The sequence below is a fragment of the Bradyrhizobium erythrophlei genome (assembly GCF_900129425.1).
Taxonomy (GTDB): Bacteria; Pseudomonadota; Alphaproteobacteria; order Rhizobiales; family Xanthobacteraceae; genus Bradyrhizobium; species Bradyrhizobium erythrophlei_C.
Genome location: NZ_LT670817.1, coordinates 4,587,465 through 4,602,115, shown reverse-complemented (window position 1 = coordinate 4,602,115; position 14,651 = coordinate 4,587,465). Strand labels below are relative to the sequence as shown.

Here is a 14,651-nt window from a genome sequence, read left to right as displayed (position 1 = left end):
GCTGCAAGATGGGCACGCCCGACCTGCAATGCCACCTTATGAGGGGGCCTGATCGCCCAGCCGGGCCAGGCATTCCTGCCGTCCGAGCACCGCCAGGACATCGAAGATTCCCGGTGACGTGGTGCGTCCGGTCAGCGCCACCCGCAGCGGCTGGGCTACCGTCCCGAGTTTGAGGTTGCTCATTTCGGCGAATGCACGCATCGCCGCTTCGGTGGTTGCCGCCGTCCACGGCGTGACCGCCTCCAGTGCAAGGCGAAGCCGGCCGATCAGTTCGCGGTTTTCCGGCGTCAACAAGCCGGCGGCTTTGGGCTCGATCTCGAGCGGCCGGTCGGCGAAGATGAAGTAGGCGCTGTCGATCAGTTCGATCAGCGTCTTGGCGCGCTCCTTGAGGCTTGGCATCGCCTGCAGCAATTGCGCGCGCGTCGTTTCGTTGAGCTTGGCCTTTACGTCCGATCCGTTCGGGACGTAGTCCAGGACATCTTCGAACATGGTCACGAGAGATTGATCGTCGGAGTGACGGATGTAGTGACCGTTGAGGCTTTCCAGTTTGGCGAAATCGAATCGTGCCGCCGAGCGGCCGATGCCTGACAGGTCGAAGGCGGCGATCATCTCTTCCGTGGAAAAGATCTCCTGGTCGCCGTGGCTCCATCCGAGCCTGACCAGGTAATTGCGCAGTGCCGCCGGCAAATATCCCATGGCACGGTAGGCATCCACTCCCAGCGCGCCGTGGCGCTTGGAGAGCTTTGAGCCATCCGGCCCATGGATTAGCGGGATGTGGGACATGTTAGGGAGGTCCCATCCGAGCGCATCGTAGATCTGCTTCTGGCGGGCGGCGTTGATCAGGTGGTCGTCGCCGCGAATGATGTGGGTGACGCCCATGTCGTGGTCGTCGACCACGACCGCCAGCATGTAGGTCGGATTGCCGTCGCCGCGCAAAAGGACGAGGTCGTCGAGGTTCTCGTTCAGCCAGACCACACGGCCCTGAACCTGATCCTCGATCACGGTTTCGCCCTGCTGCGGGGCCCGCAGCCTGATCGTAGGCTTCAGGCCGGCGGGAGCCTCCGAAGGGTCGCGATCTCGCCACAGGCCGTCGTAGAGGCGGGTGCGGCCCTCAGCGCGGGCTTTCTCGCGCATCGCCGTGAGTTCCTCCGGCGTCGCGTAGCAGCGATAGGCCTTGCCAGCCGCCAGCAACTGCTCGGCAACCTCGCGGTGGCGGGCGGCGCCGGTGAACTGGTAGACGACCTCGCCATCCCAATCGAGCCCGAGCCATTTCAGGCCGTCCAGGATGGCCGCGATCGCCGGTTCGGTCGATCGCTCCCGATCGGTGTCCTCGATGCGCAACAGCATCTTGCCGCCGCGCTTGCGCGCGTAAAGCCAGTTGAACAGCGCCGTGCGGGCTCCTCCGATGTGGAGAAAGCCGGTCGGGGAGGGAGCAAAGCGCGTGACGACGGAATCGGTCATGACAGAAGCGGGTCGCGGACAAAGAGGGCATGCGGGAGGCGCGGTGGTGTATAGCAGGAACCGTACATAACTAAAGTCTTCCTTGGGGCGGGTGGATTTGGCAGAACGTCGGCTGATTCCGAGCAGGAACTAACATGACAGCAGAACCGGTGGCGGCAGAAGCGGGCCGCGATTTCATTCGCGACATCATCCAGGCCGATCTCGACGCGAAGAAGCACAGCCAGATCGTGACGCGCTTCCCGCCGGAGCCGAACGGCTATTTGCACATCGGCCATGCCAAGTCGATCGCGCTCAATTTCGGTATCGCGCAGGAGTTTGCGGGGCGTTGTCACCTGCGGTTCGACGATACCAATCCCACCAAGGAAGAGCAGGAATATATCGATTCGATTCAAGCCGACGTGCACTGGCTCGGCTACGACTGGGGAACCGATCTTTTCTATGCCTCTGATTATTTCGAGCGGCTCTACGGCTGGGCGGAAGATCTGATCCGCGCCGGGCTTGCCTATGTCGACGACCAGTCGCAGGAGCAGATCCGCCTCACCCGCGGCACGCTGACCGAAGCCGGCCAGAACAGTCCGTTTCGCGATCGCTCGGTGGATGAAAACCTCGACCTGTTTCGTCGCATGAAGGCCGGCGAATTTCCGAACGGCGCCCGCGTGCTGCGCGCGCGGATCGATATGTCCTCCGGCAACATCAACCTGCGCGATCCCGTGCTCTATCGCATCCTGCACGCCACGCATCCGCGCACCGGCGACAAATGGTCGATCTATCCAAGCTACGATTACGCCCATGGGCAGTCGGACGCGATCGAGGGCATCACGCATTCGATCTGCACGCTGGAATTCGAGGACCACCGGCCACTCTACGAATGGCTGCTTGACAAATTGCCGGTGCCGTCGAAACCGCGCCAGTATGAATTCGCCCGGCTTAACCTGACCTACACGCTGTTGTCGAAGCGGGTCTTGACCGAACTGGTGCGCGGCGGCCATGTCGCGGGCTGGGACGATCCGCGCATGCCGACCATCGCGGGACTGAAACGCCGCGGGGTGCCGCCCGCGGCAGTCCGCGAATTCGTCAGGCGTATCGGGGTGGCAAAGGCCAACAGTGTCGTCGATGTCGGCATGCTGGAATTCTGCATCCGCGAAATTCTCAACAAGACGGCGCAGCGGCGCATGGCGGTGCTGCGGCCGCTCAAGGTCGTGATCGAGAATTACCCGGAAGGCGAAAGCGAGGAGATCGAGGCCGTCAACCACCCGGACGATCCCGCAGCGGGTAGCCGTCGCATCGCGTTCGGCCGCGAACTCTACATCGAGCGCGATGATTTCATGGAAAGCCCGCCGAAGAAATTCTTCCGGCTCTCGCCCGGCACCGAAGTGCGGCTGCGCTACGCCTATTTTGTCACCTGCCGGGAAGCCATCAAGAACGCGGCCGGAGATGTGGTCGAACTGCGCTGCACCTACGATCCCGCAACACGCGGCGGCAACGCGCCCGACGGGCGCAAGGTCAAGGCAACCATGCACTGGCTACCGGCGGCGCAGTCGGTGCCGGCCGAGATTCGTATTTACAATCCGCTATTCTCCACACCCAATCCGGATGCCGCGAATTTCGCCGCCGACCTCAACCCGCAATCGCTGGAAGTCTTATCCGACGCGCGGATCGAGCCAGCAGTGGCGAAAGCCAATTCGTCCGAGGTGATCCAGTTCGAACGGCAGGGGTATTTTGTGCGCGATCAGGATTCGACGCCGGACCATCCCGTGTTTAACCGGACCATCGGCCTGCGCGATACCTTTGCGAAGGAAGTCGGTGGCAAGGGCTGAAGTTAGATTGCCCGGTGTTCGAGGCGCGACGCGCCGGACCCTTATGCGGACTTTGATGGTCTACGGAATTCTGATTGAGCGGGGCGACCGATGCGAAGTTTGGCCGACGACACGGTGTCCGGGATCATCGAAAAATGGTCGGCTGCTTTCGAAGAACTCGACGCTGAAGCTCTTGCTTCGCTTTACTCGAAAAACGCATTCTTTTTCGGGTCGAACCCTATGCTCTATCGTGGGAACGAGGGTGTCGCGGCCTATTTCAACGCGCTGCCGAGATGGAGTTCGCCGACCGTTCAATTCACCGATGTGATGACCGCGTTGATTAGTTCCGATGTGATCAACGTCGCGGGTACAGCGTCTTTTCTTCCCAGCGAAGGTACTCAGCCCCTGTCGGTCAAATTAACCTGGGTCATTGCGCGCGAAGACGGTAGTTGGAAAATTATCAGTCATCACGTCTCGTCGATGACTCCGCTCCTTTAACGGTTCGCGGACGCGCGCCTAAAAGCAGTAACCATACAGGCCGCAGGCGTAGGGCAGGCGGACGGCATCAGAAGCGTATGGGCCGCCGTAATAGGGACCGCCGTAGTAGTACGACCACGGAGAACCATAGTCATAGCCGCCGCGAGCCCACGGGGGACTTGGGAGCAGATTGTAGCCAATAACCGGCGCCGAATATTCTCGCACCCTATAGACCTCGGGTCGAACCTCGGCAGGCTCCGCAAAGATGGCTCCCAGCCGGCTCTGGGTTGGCAGGTCGGCGGCGCGCGCAGTCACCGCAGTGGCCGCGAGTGCCAGAACGGACAGCAAGATCCTGTGTAGCATTGCCGAGCCCCCGGTTGATTCGGGAATCTTAATCGTAGGTCGTTAGCAAAGGTTAAGGGGGGCGGAGCCGGCGGCTCAGACCTCTCTCTCCGAATTGGCTCAGAAATTGGCTTTAAGGTCTGGCTTTGAGCCATCGCGCCCGATCGGTTCGTCAATCCAGGGCGTCGTGACCGGCCTGTGTCAGCACGGGCACGTTGTCCCGGATTTCGATCAAGCCCAGTTCGGTCAAAGCGGTTAGATCGTCCTCGCTGACCGGCGATAGCTTTAATCGCTTGGCCTTGATATCGCGAAGCATCCAGCGAAGGGCGATGGCTCGCTCAAGGCCGAATTCCGCGAACGGTGTTTGATTGTCGGTCATGGGTCTCCTAGAAGTCCATGGACCCGGATTGGTTCCGCGGCTGGCCTGCGACTGCAGAAAGCGATCGTGAAAGACGGTTACTGTCGGCGCCTTGGTCGATCGGCAGAGTTTGCTACGTGCTATCCGGATTCAACGTCGCATCATCCACTGTTCAACTGAACCACCGGCCGGCGCGACAGGCTTGTGAAGGAAGCCACGGGGCAAAGCCCACATAGGATTTCCCGAGCATTCTGCTTCTGTTCCACTATCCGCCCCGTTACAGCCTCCGGTAGCATTGAGGCCTGTGGGGTATGAGGGGCCAGCGGATGGCCGAGCAGGGCAGGACTCCGGGCCGGACGCAGGGTTATGCGGGCACCTGGCCGCCGCGCCAGGCGGCGCAAGCCGGCGGTTTTGCGCCGGCCGGTTTCAGCGTTTGGCCATCGTTCATCGCGAAACTGCGTGAATGGATTGCCGCCGAAGCTGGCGCCGGGCGATTGTTGCCGTGGGTACCGATCGCCTTCGGCGTTGGGATCGCGTTTTATTTCGCCGCGGAGCATGAACCGGTCGCCCCGGTTGCCGCTGTCGCGGCGATCGGTCTCTGCGTCGCGGCGTTTCTGCTGCGGCGGCAAAAGTTGTTTCCGTTCGCAGTAATGGTCGCCGCGACGGCGGCGGGTTTTGCCACAGCGACATGGAAAACAAAGCTGATCGGGCACGGGGTATTGGCAAGGCCGATGTATGCGGTGTCGCTGTCGGGCTTCGTCGAGACCCGTGATATACGCGAACGCACCGACCGCTTCGTGCTCCGCGTCACCCAGATGGAAAGTCCGCGTGGACAGACAAAACTGGAGCGGGTTCGCCTGTCGGTGCGCAAGGGCACCGCGCCCGCGGTCGGCAGCTTTGTGGAATTGAAGGCGCGGCTGCAGCCGCCGCTCGCGCCGATGCGGCCCGGCAGCTACGATTTTGGCCGCGACATCTTCTTCCAGGGCATCGGCGCCTCCGGCTTTGTTACCGGCAGTATCAAGACGCTGGAGCCGCCGCTCAGCGGCGGACTTTCATTGCGCTACGCGGCACTGATGCAGGGACTGCGCGATGCGATCGATGCGCGGATCCGAACGGCACTTGATGGTGACAAGCGCGCCATCGCCACCGCTCTTTTGACCGGCCGCCGCGACGCGATCACAACGCCGGTCAACGATGCCATGTTCATTTCAGGCCTTGGCCACGTGCTGTCGATTTCAGGCTATCATGTAGTGCTTTGCTTCAGCAGTATTCAGGAAGCATCACTATCCACAGTTTTCATGGGCTTTTCGGAAAAGGCACGTGACGGATTCGGGCGGTAATGTTCTCCTCAATTCACTGCTTCGCGCCCCAGGCGCTTCCCACAGCAGAGAGGGTTGCTTCCCATGAGACCGCAAATTGTTCGCCTCGATACCGCCCGCTTCACAGCCGGTAACGTTGAAAAGCTGTCGCTGCCGGCCGGCAAAACCGATCACATCGAGTGGGATCCCGAGTTGCCGGGTTTTGGCGTTAGGTTGCGCGCCGGTAGCGCGTTCTACGTCGTGCAGTACCGGATCGGGAGCAAACAGCGGCGGGAGAGCCTCGGCGATATCCGCAAAACCGAACTGGAACAGGCCCGCAAGAATGCGCGGGTCCGATTCGCCCAGGTCGAGCTCGGGATCGATCCCAGGGCCGAGCGGGACAAGCTGGAGGCCTCGCAGAAAGCCGACGGGCTAACCTTCAAGGTGCTCTTCGAGGACTATCTGGCGGCCCGCAAGGGTGTGCAGCGGGCCAGCACCCACAACGCGGCTAAGCGGTATTTCGAACTGCACTGGGCGCCCCTGCATCGGCGAGCCGTTCACACCATCGATCGCGCGACAGTAGCCGCCTTGCTCCGGGACATCACCCGGGACCACGGCCGGACTGCCGCGGCGCGGGCGAGGGGGAACCTGTCTGCATTGTTCGCCTGGGCCCTTCGGGAGGGTGTCACGGCCTCCAATCCGGTGGTCGGCACGAATGATCCGGCGGAGGGGATCGCGCCTCGGGACCGTGTTTTGACCCCGGAGGAACTCAAGGCCATTTGGAACCAGTGCCAGGACGATGACTTCGGCCGGATTGTTCGGTTGTTGCTGTTGACGGCCTGCCGGCGTGACGAGATCGGCGGATTGCGCTGGTCCGAACTCGACCTCGAGACCGGGAAGATGCTGCTTCCGAAGGAAAGGACGAAACCGGGACGTCCGCTGACGCTAACCTTGCCCGATTGTGCTCGATCAATCCTGAAGGCGGCACCGCGGCGGGCCGGCCGTGACTTAGTGTTCGGCGGCGGCAAGGCGGGCTTCAGCGCATGGAGCTACTGCACTCTTTCGTTCAATGCCCGCGTCACCGCGGCGAACGGCGGCCGCGCGCTGGCACCTTGGCGCATCCATGACCTTCGGAGAACGGTGCGGACAGGCTTGAGCAAGATCGGGGTCAAGCCGCACGTTGCGGAATTGGTGCTGAACCACACCGGCCACAAAGCAGGAATTGGCGGTGTCTATGACCACTATGATTACCAGCCGGAGATCGCCGAGGCGCTGTCGAAGTGGGAAGCGCACCTGCTAGCGATCGTAAACAGCTAACGGAGAGACAGATGAAGCACGAAGCAAAGGCCGTCCTGTCGGGCGCCGGCATTACGGCTGACCAGGATTTCGGCACGTTGAGTTCTGACCAGCTCGCTGCGGTGCGTACTGAGGCCGAGGCTGCCTATCTACGCAAGCACGGCGAGGCTATGCCGGCAGACAGCGCGTCGTTCATCCGCAAGCGCTATGATCTACTCCAGCAGCGTGCGCGCGCTTAAACGATGAGTGCGCGTAAAGGCATCGCCGCGCCTGATCGGCAGTCGAGTGTTGAACTTATCTCCATAAGCGATGAGCGATGGGCCAGGATATCGTCATGTCTTCCGGAAACACTTCTAGCCGATAAATTGCGAAGACCCGTTCTCTCCTGTTGTTCCGTATACCTGACAAACCGCTCGGCTATCGAAAGAGCAGCGGCGACTGCGGCCGCGGTGCGTCGACCGGGCAAACGACAATTGGCTCACCTCGAGCAGCTTGCGGAGAGCCTGCGCAAGGCGGCAAACGCATGGACAAAACTCGACCGCAGGATTTACGACGACCGACTCAGCGAGATTCGGAGGTTCGACGAATTGGAAACCCTCGCTGCTGACGCTGAAAGGCGCCTTCGGGGCATCCATCAGCTCGGCAAGCCGACGGATCTGCAAAATCCGTGGCCGCTCTTCGTGCACAGTGTAGCCGAGTGCTGCCGGAGGGTGGGGCTGACGCCGACCGCCACCGGTGCCGGTTACGATGAACGCCGGTCAAAGCCGTCATGGTTCCAAGAATTCATCATCGCCATCAATGACAACCTCCTCGGCGATCAAGGTGGCCGCCGCCATAGCAAAGCCGCCCAATGCGCGGAGATTGCTAAGGCACTCCGAGTGACACGAAGCCGGGCAAAGCCCTAGTACAAGTCTCCTGCGCGCTCGTCCCCGCTGCGAGTACCGATGAAGCATCAAGGATGCTCATGGAGGTCCGCTATGGACGACGATCGAGTGATGTCATTTGACGACTGGTGCAAGCTGAACGGTTTTTCCCGCAGCACCGGACAACGGCTGATCGCAAGCGGCAACGGGCCGCGCTTCATCCAGCTCTCTGAAAAACGCAAGGGCGTAACCGTCGGTGAAAACCGTCGGTGGCAGCAATCTCGCGTCATCGAGACCGCAGCCTAAGAAACGAAAAAGCCGCCCCGGCCAGGGAGCGGCTTTCGTTGTTTTCGGATCAGCACAACTTCGGATCAGCACCATGGAAATATGCCAAAGCAGCGCCGCTGACAAGCCCGGCCGCGAACGCCTGCCGGACCGGCGAGCCTGCGAAACCGTCGCCTTCGAGCACCGCGGGGCCGACTTCACAATGACGGCCGGCCACTATGCCGACGGCAGGGTGGGCGAAATATTCATCAATGCCGGCCACGCGAACAGTGCGCTCGATGCCCTCGCGTCCGACGCGGCGATCGCAATTTCGTTCGCCCTGCAGCACGGCGCCGACCTCGCGGCGATGCGCAGCGCCATGAAGCGCAACAGCCAGGGCGAACCCACATCGCCGATCGGGGAAGCGCTGGATCGGATCACGCCATGAGCGCGCGCAGGCCCACGCTCGACGAGCCCGTCGTCATTTCCAAATTCTGGAAAAACCGCCGGCACGACGCCGTGATTGTTTCGCTCTCGACCTATGAGGGCCACAACCTCGTCGATCTGCGAACCCACGCGATGAAGGAAGGCCGCCTGGTGCCGACGCCGAAGGGCTTGGCCGTGGTGGTACGCCGGCTGCCCGAGCTCGTCGACGCCCTCACCAAGGCGCTGGCGAAGGCCCGCGAGCTTGGCCTGATCGATAGCGACGGCGCCAGCGAGGCAACAGAATGAGCGCCCTCAGGCCCGCCGCGTTTGAGGATGAACCGGCTCCGATCGAGATTGACCCGAGGCCCTGCGAACGGTGCGGTCTGACGATGGACCAGCACCACCGCGAGGATACGCCCGAGGGCCCGGAATTCTTCTGCGATGCCGACGAGCTCGCAATTCGAGCGAGTGCCACTGCGGCACGGTTGCGGATGGAGTTGAATGACCCTCGCGATCGGGACACGGCCCGCGCAGAACTGCGCATGATGAGTCCCGACGAGCCGCCCGCGGCCGACGGCCCGGAAGCGTACGGTCTGCCGATCGACGGCGAGCCCGATCAAGCGCCAGCACCGGCGGCGCCGCTCACGCTGGTTTGCCCGCCGGCTTGGCGCGACGTGCCGCTGCCGCCCATGCGCTGGCTCGCCACGAACAGGATCCCCGCGGACGACGCCACGATCCTTTCCGGCGATGGCGGTGGCGGCAAAACCACCGTTGCGCTGCAGCTGGCGGTTTCGGTGGAGCATAGCCTTGGCGACTGGCTGGGCACCACCTGTGAGACAGGCCAAGTTATCTTTTTTAGTGCCGAGGAGCCCGAGGCCGAGATGCGCCGGCGACTCGCCCGGGTAGCGGGTAAGCGCGGCATCGAGCCCGCGGACATCGAGCGGCTACATTTTCACTTCGCCGACCCGGACCATTGCTTGCTGGCCATCTCGAGGCCAAACGGCGCCATGGTGCCGACGGCGCTGTTCGACGCGCTGTACGCCGCTGCGGTGGACATCCGCCCCGCGCTTGTCATCGTCGACAGCATCGCGGCCACGTTCGGCGGCAACCAGAACGATCGCGTGCAGGCCCGCATGTTTGTCAGCCTGTTCCGCCGGCTGGCGCGGGACGCTTGTTGCGCCGTGCTGCTGCTCGACCATCCCAGCCTCTCAGGCCTCACCAGCGGCACCGGCCGGGGCGGCAGCATGGATTGGCAGAACGCCACCCGGGCCCGCCTGTATCTGCGATCGACCGACAACGAGGACGGCAGCACGGGCCGCGAGCTCGAGGTGATGAAAACCAACTACGGCCCGCCCGGCGAAAAGCAAAAATTGCGCTGGGAAGATGGTTGTTATGTTCTGGAGACCAGCGCCACCGGCCCGCGCTTGGCGGCTGCCTATTCGAACGTGGATCAGACCTATCTCGACTGCCTGGACGCCTGCACCGTGCAGGGCGTCAACGTCTTTGCGCTGCCGGGCAGGGGCCACGCGCCGAAAGTCTTTGCCGACATGCCCGACGCCAAGGGCACCACGATGAAGGCGTTCGCAGCGGCGCAGCAGCGACTTTTTCACACCGGCAAGATTGAGAACGTGCCGTTCGGCCCGCCATCCCGCGGCACAAAACGGGTGGCGCGAAAGGCCGCGCCAGAACCAACGAACGGGAGCGTAAAATGAGGGCTACGATCCCCCCTACGACCCTAACTTTTTGCCCTACGATCCGGCTGCGATCCCTACTGCGATCACCCCTGCTATCCCATACGATCACCCCTGCGTTGGGCCTGTGTTCTATCCCCCCATACCCCCCGGCGGGTAGTAGCCCCGCTTTGGGCCTTGGCGGCCCCGCGGTGCACCACCCGAAGCAAGGGAAGGGCAGGCGAAACAGGGATGGAATTGACCTCATCCGCCTCAACGCAGTGTTGATAGTCAACGATCAGCCTTTTTCCCCGATCGCCAGCCATCCCTTGCCGAGCCTCTTGCACTCGCCCAGGCATGCGCTGCCGCTGCCCGACCGCACCGACACAGCGGCGAGGGCGCTAGCACACCGGCGCCTTTCCGACGGTCTTTGTATCCCATGTGCTTCCCGGCCGCCGATCGATTGTGTCCGCATGCCGCTCAAACCGCTGCAGGACAGCGAAATGCAGCATCAACGCCACCTGTCTGATGATCAGCGGGAAGGGCTTTATGGGCGTAGCGAAGCAACTGTAACAGTATGGGATGCGCGAGGGCGCGCGAGCGACCAGGCATCCGAGCGCTCGCGAAACGTGGGTTTTGGCGATATTTGCAGGGTTGCCAGGCCGTCGAGGCCGGGTGGGGTGGGTGGGGGCCGGAACCTATTAGGCCGCCCGATAATCGACGTTGACACTGGGGCACGCGGCCCTGTTTCCCAACTCGTCTTCGGATTTCCAGAAATTCCCCGGGCGCGGTCCGGTCTCCAAAATTTGGGCCGGTCCGGGTCTGAGAAATCTGGCGGCGCCGATTTCTCAAAATCTGGTTCGCTGCGATGAGTGACAAGGTCGAGATTTTCCGGGCGCGGATCGTTTCGCTTGGCTTGTCGCATTCAGCGGTTGACCGAATTTTGGGGAAGGCCGGCTACACGAACAAGGTGATGAACCGGAAGAAACGGCTCGGGGCGAAAGTGGAAGCAGAGCTATGCGAGGCGTTGGCGCTGAAGCCTGAATTCGTGGTCGATGCCGAACGCGAAACGTTGATGCAGTCCGAATGGCAGAGGTGGCGGCGCAAATAGAGTCCTTCAGGACGTAGCTGGCAAGTCAATGCAGTGCGATTCTTCAATCATGAAAAGGCGAGACGACCAAATCACTCTCCGGGTAGCGGGCCAGTTGCGCACAGCCCTTGAAGATCAGGCCGCGGCGGAATCCCGCGGCCTATCAAACCTGATCCGCAAAATCTTGATCGATCACGTTGCCCAGCGCATCGCCGAGCGCACCAGCAAAGCAGCCTAACACCAGAACGAAGGAAAACCGATGGTTACCCTTACACCCGAAGAGATGCAGGTCCTTACCCCCGAGCAGCGCGCCGCGCACCAAGCGGCCGAGGATTTGATCGTGTTCGGTCAGGACGCCAAGCTCGATGGGCATGGCAACTACATCGAGCAGGGCGTCGGCTCTCCCGGCCGCGAAAGCATCAACCATCTGGCGGCGATACGGAAGGCCGAGGGCGAGGACGCCTATCAGGCGGCCGTCGATGCGATTTGGAAGAGAAATCCGGCTCATGCCGAGCGCCTTGGCCTGAAGAAGCGGGGCAAGCTGTGAAACTCCCGTTCCTCCGCACCGACCCCGACGACACCCGGCGCGCCGCCGAGGCCGCGTTGGCGCAGACGGAAGCCAAGATCGCGGATCTCGAGCGTGACCGCGCTGCCGCGCTGCTGACCGAAAATTACGCCGGCGCCGTCGATGCCATTGATCAGCAGCTGGAGGCCCAGCGCCGTGCTATCGCCGTGCACCAAGACCGCATCGCCGCGATGGTCAGCAGGCGCCGCGCCGACGATCGCGTGCGGCTGGAGCGCGAGAAAGCCGAGCGCATCGCGGATACGAACAAGCGCCTTACTAACCTGCAGGCGGCAGCCAAGCTGGTCGACGAGGCCACCGCCGCGTTGCAGGTCGCGGTCCACAATCTCGATCGAGCCGACGCCGCGGTGTTCGGCGATTTGTCCAGAAGCTATCTCAGCACCAGATCAATCGCGGCCCTTGCTGACCGCGCAGCCGGACCTCGCGATCAGCCCGGTATCAACGAACACCGCAGGATCATCGGGCCGCTGCGAAAAATCGCCAACGGTGCACCGTACGGGCTGGCGGCAGAGGTCGAAGATCGCGGCCGTCGCCTGATCGAATTTATGGAGAGCGAGCCGGTCGCCGATCCCGAGCCTTCCGACGAAGCGGAGCAAGCGGCATGACCGAACCAGTAGTGGCGTCCGATCTTCAGCAACCCGGTACCATGGCGCCCAAGACGCCGGCCGATGCCGCGCCGGCCACACAGAAAATCACGTTTCATTTTGGGCAAGGCGTCCCGGTGCCCGAGGGCATGAAGGAAGGGGCCGTATCGTCGGCTGACGCGATCCGAGAACAGACCTTGGACACGTTCAGGGGCATGGGCGTTCCAGAAGAGGTTCTACAGCAGGCGCGCGCCCGCACTCCGGTCAGTCGCCAGGAATACGAACTCGCCCAGCACAAGAAGGCCTCGCTCATGAAAGATCGCGGGTGGGTCGCCAAATATCTCGATGGCGATCAGGAAGCACGCCGAACCATGGGGACGCTGTCGATCATCCTGGGATCCAACATCAAGGACGACGAATGAACTTTTCGCCGGCAGCACAGTCGATCGGTCTCGGCGGGTCATCGCCCGGCGAACCCGAAACTGACGAAGAACGTCGGAAAAGGCTCTTGGCCCAGCAGCAACTGCGCCTTTTGCCGAATACATCGCTCGCCGGCGGCTACGGCGCCGCTCTTAGTCCCGCTGCTCAATCCATCAACCTAGGAACATAAAATGGCCGACACTGCGAACTCTGAAAGCTTGGTTTTCTCTCTCGGCGATCCCAGCGTCGCCGCGCGCTGTCCGACCACCGGCCGACTGTACGAGGTCGGATCAGGTGCGACGTCGCATGAGCATCAAACCGCGAACTTCATTCGAGAGCGCGACCGCGCCGCCGACATGCCAAAGCATGAAACAGACGCGGAGGCCCGTCGGCGCGTTCAGCGCCAAATGGAGCAGCGGGGTGCGTCGGCCGACGAAGTCGCAGTCGGCGTCGCCAATGCGACGCCCATGCGCGATTGTTGCCCGCAAACAGGCCGCGAATACGAAGACGGCTCGGGCGCGTTGCCGAAAGCGGCGCAGACCCGTCGATTCCTGAGCGAGCTTCCACCTGAGCAGCAGGCGGCGCGCAAAGCGGCTTTCGACAAGCTGGTCGCCGTAGAGCCGGCCGGCCAGGCATGACCGAAAAGCCGACCAGCAAGCGAACGAGAGGCAAGCGCCGCGAACTGGCGCCGCTCGATCCTGTCGACGCCAAGGATGGTCCGGCGATGCTGGCACTGCCGACCGATCGTCACCGGGCTTTCGTGCGCGCGCTCTACACGGTGCGGCCCGGCCACGGCGCCCGCGTGAAGGCCGCCAAGCTTGCTGGTTTCGGCACGCCGCAATCATCCGCGCAATCCATGGCGACGATCGCCAGCCGCCTCGCGCATGACGAGCGCGTGCTCGCCGCGATCGCGGAGGAAGATCAGAAGTACATTCGCAGCAGCGCGCCGCGAGCCATCAGCGCATTGTCACGTCTGATCGAGGATCCGAAGGCAAAGGATCACGCGCGCGGAATTGCGATGGTGCTCGATCGAACCATGCCGCTTGAAACCGTCGTCAAGGTCAACCATGACGCCACGCCGGCGTTTGCCGAGACCGCTCAGGTCATGAAAAGAATCGCGGAACTCTGCGCAAAATTCAGCTTGCCGGCGCCGGTAGTGATCGAGGGCCGCGCCAATGAGGCCAACCATGCCGGAAACTAAGGAAGGCATCGAGGCATTCTTGCGCGAGAGTGCTACCCCGAATGGGTACAAATATACGCTCGTTATGGTCTCAGCAACAAAGCGCATGCTCGCTCAGAAAATTCCCGCGGAATTCAGGCTGAAATACCTTGAGCACCTGGACAGGATGACCGATCGCGATAGCCGTTGGCTCACTGCAGAGATGATCGCGGCTGTCGAGCCCGCCTGCGACAAGGCCTATGAGATCATGCACGAAGCGCAGAAACTGCCAGACGGCAAATTTCTCGACGTCTACGCGCAGAATTTTTCGACGTTTGCGCTGCTCAACCCGTCGCTCGTCGCCGCCCTGAAAATGTCGCCGACATACCGAGGCCGCGCTGAGCACACCCCGCAAGAGGCAGCGCCAGCATGACCGCCAAAATCGAAACCCATAAATTCAGAACTTCAGGGGCGTGCGAGCGTCCTTTCATCCGCGCTTGGGCTGGTGTGCGGGGAGAAAACCAGTCCGCTTTTTCTTTAAAGCGTAACGGCCCCCTGCAAGGG

Annotated in this window: 19 protein-coding genes and 1 pseudogene; 17 read left to right on the top strand and 3 right to left on the bottom strand. The window is 62.4% G+C overall.

The annotated features are described in order from the left end of the window. Positions 1 to 36: 36 nt before the first annotated feature. Complete coding sequence (gene gltX, locus B5527_RS21955) at positions 37 to 1,461, bottom strand: glutamate--tRNA ligase (protein WP_079603402.1); 1,425 nt, start codon at positions 1,459 to 1,461, stop codon at positions 37 to 39. Between the two features lie 134 nt (positions 1,462 to 1,595). On the opposite strand from gltX, the gene B5527_RS21950 reads away from it, so the two are divergent. Beyond that, on the top strand, positions 1,596 to 3,278 hold the full coding sequence (locus B5527_RS21950) for a glutamine--tRNA ligase/YqeY domain fusion protein (RefSeq protein ID WP_079603401.1): 1,683 nt from the start codon (positions 1,596 to 1,598) through the stop codon (positions 3,276 to 3,278). A 90-nt stretch (positions 3,279 to 3,368) separates the two neighbouring features. Beyond that, the gene (locus tag B5527_RS21945; RefSeq protein WP_079603400.1) at positions 3,369 to 3,755 is read left to right on the top strand and encodes a YybH family protein; all 387 of its coding nucleotides are present in this window, start codon (positions 3,369 to 3,371) and stop codon (positions 3,753 to 3,755) included. 18 nt (positions 3,756 to 3,773) lie between these two features. Here the strand turns inward: B5527_RS21945 and B5527_RS21940 are convergent, their stop codons facing one another. Together B5527_RS21940 and B5527_RS21935 are read right to left on the bottom strand one after the other, a co-directional pair. Next, the gene (locus B5527_RS21940) at positions 3,774 to 4,097 is read right to left on the bottom strand and encodes a hypothetical protein (protein ID WP_079603399.1); all 324 of its coding nucleotides are present in this window, start codon (positions 4,095 to 4,097) and stop codon (positions 3,774 to 3,776) included. 151 nt (positions 4,098 to 4,248) lie between these two features. Beyond that, on the bottom strand, positions 4,249 to 4,455 hold the full coding sequence (locus B5527_RS21935) for a hypothetical protein (RefSeq protein WP_079603398.1): 207 nt from the start codon (positions 4,453 to 4,455) through the stop codon (positions 4,249 to 4,251). Positions 4,456 to 4,760: 305 nt separating this feature from the next. Between B5527_RS21935 and B5527_RS21930 the strand changes: the two are divergent. From B5527_RS21930 to B5527_RS21860, 15 genes and pseudogenes are all read left to right on the top strand, one after another. Continuing rightward, positions 4,761 to 5,690 (top strand): annotated as a pseudogene (locus B5527_RS21930) (ComEC/Rec2 family competence protein); the annotation flags it as partial. A gap of 147 nt (positions 5,691 to 5,837) precedes the next feature. Then, complete coding sequence (locus B5527_RS21925; RefSeq protein ID WP_079603396.1) at positions 5,838 to 7,049, top strand: tyrosine-type recombinase/integrase; 1,212 nt, start codon at positions 5,838 to 5,840, stop codon at positions 7,047 to 7,049. Between the two features lie 11 nt (positions 7,050 to 7,060). Continuing rightward, positions 7,061 to 7,267: a hypothetical protein gene (locus B5527_RS21920; RefSeq protein ID WP_079603395.1), complete on the top strand. Its 207-nt coding sequence runs from the start codon at positions 7,061 to 7,063 to the stop codon at positions 7,265 to 7,267. 3 nt (positions 7,268 to 7,270) lie between these two features. Further along, positions 7,271 to 7,933 carry a hypothetical protein gene (locus B5527_RS21915; protein ID WP_154072440.1) on the top strand — a complete coding sequence of 221 codons (663 nt, stop codon included), beginning with the start codon at positions 7,271 to 7,273 and terminating at the stop codon, positions 7,931 to 7,933. Between the two features lie 72 nt (positions 7,934 to 8,005). After that, positions 8,006 to 8,197, top strand: coding sequence for a helix-turn-helix transcriptional regulator (locus B5527_RS21910; RefSeq protein WP_079603393.1), 192 nt, complete (start codon positions 8,006 to 8,008; stop codon positions 8,195 to 8,197). Positions 8,198 to 8,270: 73 nt separating this feature from the next. Then, complete coding sequence (locus tag B5527_RS21905; protein ID WP_079603392.1) at positions 8,271 to 8,603, top strand: hypothetical protein; 333 nt, start codon at positions 8,271 to 8,273, stop codon at positions 8,601 to 8,603. Then, the gene (locus B5527_RS21900) at positions 8,600 to 8,887 is read left to right on the top strand and encodes a transcriptional coactivator p15/PC4 family protein (protein WP_079603391.1); all 288 of its coding nucleotides are present in this window, start codon (positions 8,600 to 8,602) and stop codon (positions 8,885 to 8,887) included. Before B5527_RS21905 ends, B5527_RS21900 begins: the two co-directional genes overlap by 4 nt. Continuing rightward, positions 8,884 to 10,293: an AAA family ATPase gene (locus tag B5527_RS21895; RefSeq protein WP_079603390.1), complete on the top strand. Its 1,410-nt coding sequence runs from the start codon at positions 8,884 to 8,886 to the stop codon at positions 10,291 to 10,293. The genes B5527_RS21900 and B5527_RS21895 overlap by 4 nt, the downstream gene beginning before the upstream one ends. An 826-nt stretch (positions 10,294 to 11,119) precedes the next feature. Continuing rightward, a complete protein-coding gene (locus B5527_RS21890; protein ID WP_079603389.1) occupies positions 11,120 to 11,362 on the top strand; it encodes a hypothetical protein in 243 nt (80 codons plus the stop codon). 238 nt (positions 11,363 to 11,600) lie between these two features. Beyond that, positions 11,601 to 11,888, top strand: coding sequence for a hypothetical protein (locus B5527_RS21885; RefSeq protein WP_154072439.1), 288 nt, complete (start codon positions 11,601 to 11,603; stop codon positions 11,886 to 11,888). Beyond that, on the top strand, positions 11,885 to 12,529 hold the full coding sequence (locus tag B5527_RS21880; protein ID WP_079603387.1) for a hypothetical protein: 645 nt from the start codon (positions 11,885 to 11,887) through the stop codon (positions 12,527 to 12,529). Before B5527_RS21885 ends, B5527_RS21880 begins: the two co-directional genes overlap by 4 nt. Next, the gene (locus B5527_RS21875) at positions 12,526 to 12,930 is read left to right on the top strand and encodes a hypothetical protein (RefSeq protein WP_154072438.1); all 405 of its coding nucleotides are present in this window, start codon (positions 12,526 to 12,528) and stop codon (positions 12,928 to 12,930) included. The genes B5527_RS21880 and B5527_RS21875 overlap by 4 nt, the downstream gene beginning before the upstream one ends. 189 nt (positions 12,931 to 13,119) lie before the next feature. Then, a complete protein-coding gene (locus B5527_RS21870; protein ID WP_079603385.1) occupies positions 13,120 to 13,566 on the top strand; it encodes a hypothetical protein in 447 nt (148 codons plus the stop codon). Next, positions 13,563 to 14,129 carry a hypothetical protein gene (locus B5527_RS21865; RefSeq protein WP_079603384.1) on the top strand — a complete coding sequence of 189 codons (567 nt, stop codon included), beginning with the start codon at positions 13,563 to 13,565 and terminating at the stop codon, positions 14,127 to 14,129. The genes B5527_RS21870 and B5527_RS21865 overlap by 4 nt, the downstream gene beginning before the upstream one ends. Further along, the gene (locus tag B5527_RS21860; RefSeq protein ID WP_079603383.1) at positions 14,116 to 14,520 is read left to right on the top strand and encodes a hypothetical protein; all 405 of its coding nucleotides are present in this window, start codon (positions 14,116 to 14,118) and stop codon (positions 14,518 to 14,520) included. Before B5527_RS21865 ends, B5527_RS21860 begins: the two co-directional genes overlap by 14 nt. The last annotated feature ends 131 nt before the right edge of the window (positions 14,521 to 14,651 follow it).